The organism is Alteromonas sp. AMM-1, from assembly GCF_047290655.1.
Lineage (GTDB): Bacteria > Pseudomonadota > Gammaproteobacteria > Enterobacterales > Alteromonadaceae > Alteromonas > Alteromonas mangrovi.
Window position 1 is genome coordinate 1 of sequence record NZ_JBLBUE010000252.1, and the last position, 3,246, is coordinate 3,246.

The 3,246-nt window shown below is 49.9% G+C and carries 4 protein-coding genes; 1 reads left to right on the plus strand and 3 read right to left on the minus strand.

Annotated elements, in window-relative coordinates; genetic code table 11:
* The coding region (locus ACLR2L_RS19620) for a 2-dehydropantoate 2-reductase (RefSeq protein WP_413370638.1) at positions 1 to 915 on the minus strand (915 nt) is incomplete at its 3' end.
* Between the two features lie 84 nt (positions 916 to 999).
* On the opposite strand from ACLR2L_RS19620, the gene ACLR2L_RS19625 reads away from it, so the two are divergent.
* A complete protein-coding gene (locus ACLR2L_RS19625; protein WP_413370640.1) occupies positions 1,000 to 2,280 on the plus strand; it encodes a glycosyltransferase in 1,281 nt (426 codons plus the stop codon).
* Here the strand turns inward: ACLR2L_RS19625 and ACLR2L_RS19630 are convergent, their stop codons facing one another.
* Together ACLR2L_RS19630 and ACLR2L_RS19635 are read right to left on the minus strand one after the other, a co-directional pair.
* The gene (locus ACLR2L_RS19630) at positions 2,281 to 2,673 is read right to left on the minus strand and encodes a SufE family protein (RefSeq protein WP_413370642.1); all 393 of its coding nucleotides are present in this window, start codon (positions 2,671 to 2,673) and stop codon (positions 2,281 to 2,283) included.
* The gene (locus ACLR2L_RS19635; protein ID WP_181405084.1) at positions 2,663 to 3,022 is read right to left on the minus strand and encodes a DUF2750 domain-containing protein; all 360 of its coding nucleotides are present in this window, start codon (positions 3,020 to 3,022) and stop codon (positions 2,663 to 2,665) included. The genes ACLR2L_RS19630 and ACLR2L_RS19635 overlap by 11 nt, the downstream gene beginning before the upstream one ends.
* Between the last annotated feature and the right edge of the window lie 224 nt (positions 3,023 to 3,246).

Here is a 3,246-nt window from a genome sequence, read left to right on the forward strand (position 1 = left end):
AGACAAGCCAAATTGCTTACCAGTAGCGACCACTGCCCCATTCAAATACTGAATTTCTGTTACTTTTCCAGCCTGAAGATCCCACCACATCGATGAACGCGCGTCATCGTCAATATCGAGCATTTTTGCTGCAATTCGGGTGAAAAGCCAATTGGGTAATCGCAATAGCCGTGGGATCCATGTCGCAGGTACTTTGGTTAATTGCGGAAGGTCCATCCCCATAGCACCGGATACCGTTAGCAATTCATCCATCAATCTGGCGATGATCTGCCGATAATGCTTGTCTAGCAGCATTTGCTTAATAGGGATATTTGCCAGCGCGTTTACCGCATTAGCCAGATTCAGTTGGAGTTTGGCCCAACAATAAGCCTGCATATCCAACGGCCAGTGTACAGGTAAGAGTGAAGTGTTCGGGCTGGTAAGCCAGCCAGGCCGCAGGGCGTCCGACAAGCCTGTTTCTATGGCGAGCACGCCCTCGGTGGTGCGGCGCAATACATTGTGTGTTTCATCCCACACTACGTTAAAGCCCACTACCCCTTGCAGAACGGTGCATTCAGGAAAGGCCGCTTTCACTTTTTCTACACTACCAATACCATTTTGGCAACAGATCAGCGTACAGCCATTCCCAATTTTGTTTTGCAACGCCAGCAACGTTTCATCAATTGCTGTGCACTTGACGGTTAACCAAATGGTGGCATGTTCCAGTTGCCCCTGAAGTTCAGTGTGTAACTGCGCTTCAGACGCGTTAAACGCAGCGGTTTCGCCTGTGTAGTCGGCCAGTGCCACACCTTTTAACAGTCGTTGATGCCAGACCGGTCTGCCGACAAACTCAACAGAGTAGGTTTGCCCCAGCACCGCCCCCAAATAGCTGCCAATTAAGCCACTGCCGTATATCCAATGCGTGCAAACGCTCATATTACCGCGCCTTTTTGTTCAACAACATTCGCACTATGCCACAGGTACGCCGTCGCGCCCAGATGATTGATTGAAGGTTAGAGCATGGTAAACTTGCCGCCCGACAAAGCAGGCAGGTTAAAACGCAGTATGGCAAGAAAAGTTCTGATAATTGGCGCAGTGTGGCCCGAATCTAAGTCTTCAGCGGCTGGGCAGAATATGTCAGGCTTGTTGCGTGCTTTTCATCAACATGGCTTTGCCCTGACCTTTGCAACTGCGGCAACCGACAGCATACATGCTGATGGTTTCAACAACCTGCCCGTTACCAGCATGCAAATTGCTATCAATGATGCGTCATTCGATAACATGATTTGTGAATTGCAGCCCGATATAGTGTTGTTCGACCGCTTTATGACTGAAGAGCAGTTTTCCTGGCGGATCCGCAAACACTGCCCAAACACCTTACACATACTCAACACCGAAGATTTACACAGCTTGCGTTACGCCAGACACGAAGCCGTAAAGCGCGCCGGGCACGCTAGCTACGCCGAACTCAACAACGCCTTTGCGCACCGCGAAATCGCAGCGATCCTACGCAGTGATATTAGTTTGATTATTTCGGCACATGAATACGATTTGCTTATCAATACCTATCAGGTACCCGCCCGACAGCTGGTTTTATTGCCATTGCAGCCTCCAGCAGACACGCCTGCCTGCCAGCAACAATGTAGCTTTACACAACGACAACACTTTATGACGGTTGGCAATTTCAGGCATGCCCCGAACTGGGACAGCGTATTACAGCTTCATCAGCATATCTGGCCAACCATCCGCAAACAACTTCCCCACGCGGAATTACATATCTACGGCGCGTACCCGCCCAAGAAAGCCACCGAGTTACATAATCCGGCGAAAGGCTTTTTGGTTAAAGGTTGGGTAGAGGACGTAAATACCGTTATGGCGCAAGCCAGAGTATGTTTGGCGCCGCTGCGCTTTGGGGCTGGGGTGAAAGGCAAATTGCTGACGGCATTGCGGCATAACACCCCCTCCGTAACCACATCAGTGGGGGCAGAAGGGATTGCCGCTGAGGAAGACTGGTGCGGCGTTGTAGCCTCTGATAACCACGAATTTATTCAGGCAGCAGTGAATTTGTACACTGATCAATCTTTATGGCAACAAGCCAGTGATCGCTGCCGTGCACTACTTGAACACTACCAACAGTCGGTTATCAACGGTAATAGGCAGTTGTTCGATAAGATTGCTCAGGCAATGAATGATATTCAGGGATACCGCGCTCCACTATATCAGCAAGGGCTGGTATGGCATCACAGCCTGCGCAGTACACAGTTTATGTCGCAGTGGATAGAGGCTAAAAACCGGGTGTAATTAACCCTGAATACGGGCCACGACATCCTTGATTCCATTTGCCCGCGACTGGCTTAAATACCGGTCTAAGCCGATGGCAGAAAAATACGCCGGAAAGTCAAACTTTGCCAACGCTTCAGCGTCCAGTGAATTTACCTTTTCCTGAATGATGGCCAGGACACCGCGAATGATCTTGCTGTCAGACCAGGCCAGCATAACACATCCATCCACAGGTGATTTTTCGAGGGTTAGCCATACCCTGCTCTGGCAGCCTTTCACCTCGGTGAAATCGGTTCGCGTTTCATCAGGCAGCACGCGAAGATACTTTCCTGCCAGCATGAGTTGGCGCAGCATATTGTCCCAGCCTTTGGCCAAAATCAATTGCTCCGCCAATGGCAGTGCGTTACTCGTCATCGAGTTGTTCACGCAGTTCGTCAGGACCAGTTACAATGCCTTCGCGCAAGGTACCGCTAGGAAATAACACCAGAGCCACATTGTTCTTTTTTAAGCCGGGAAGCCACAATTCCTTAAAATCGGCCAATGCAATTGACTGCGGTTTGCTTTCAGGTAAGTCTTTGCGCTGCCAACTCGAGACACTGGCTTCATCAGGCCACAGAGGCAAACCGGTTTGCGTACCCAGTTCAACCATCACCCAGCCTTCGTTACCCATAAGGCCCCATACCAAGCCTGTTTCCTGAATGGTATCTACTAAATATTCTGCGCGTTCGCGAGCGGGCAGCTCGCTGGGTATTTGTTCTGTCACAATAAGTCCTAACCTTTAACAAGGCGCGCAGTATACCACACCCCCCTGCGTGAAAAAGTGCAGCGATTTCATCAATCGATCCGAATTCTCATACCAAGGCGCGCAATTTCAGCAATAACAAGACGAACCGCTTAAATGAGACATAAATGCGGTTATACCTGGCCTGGCTTTCTGGTAGTATTCGCCCATATTGATTCACAGCAGTTAGCATTCTTATGAAAGTC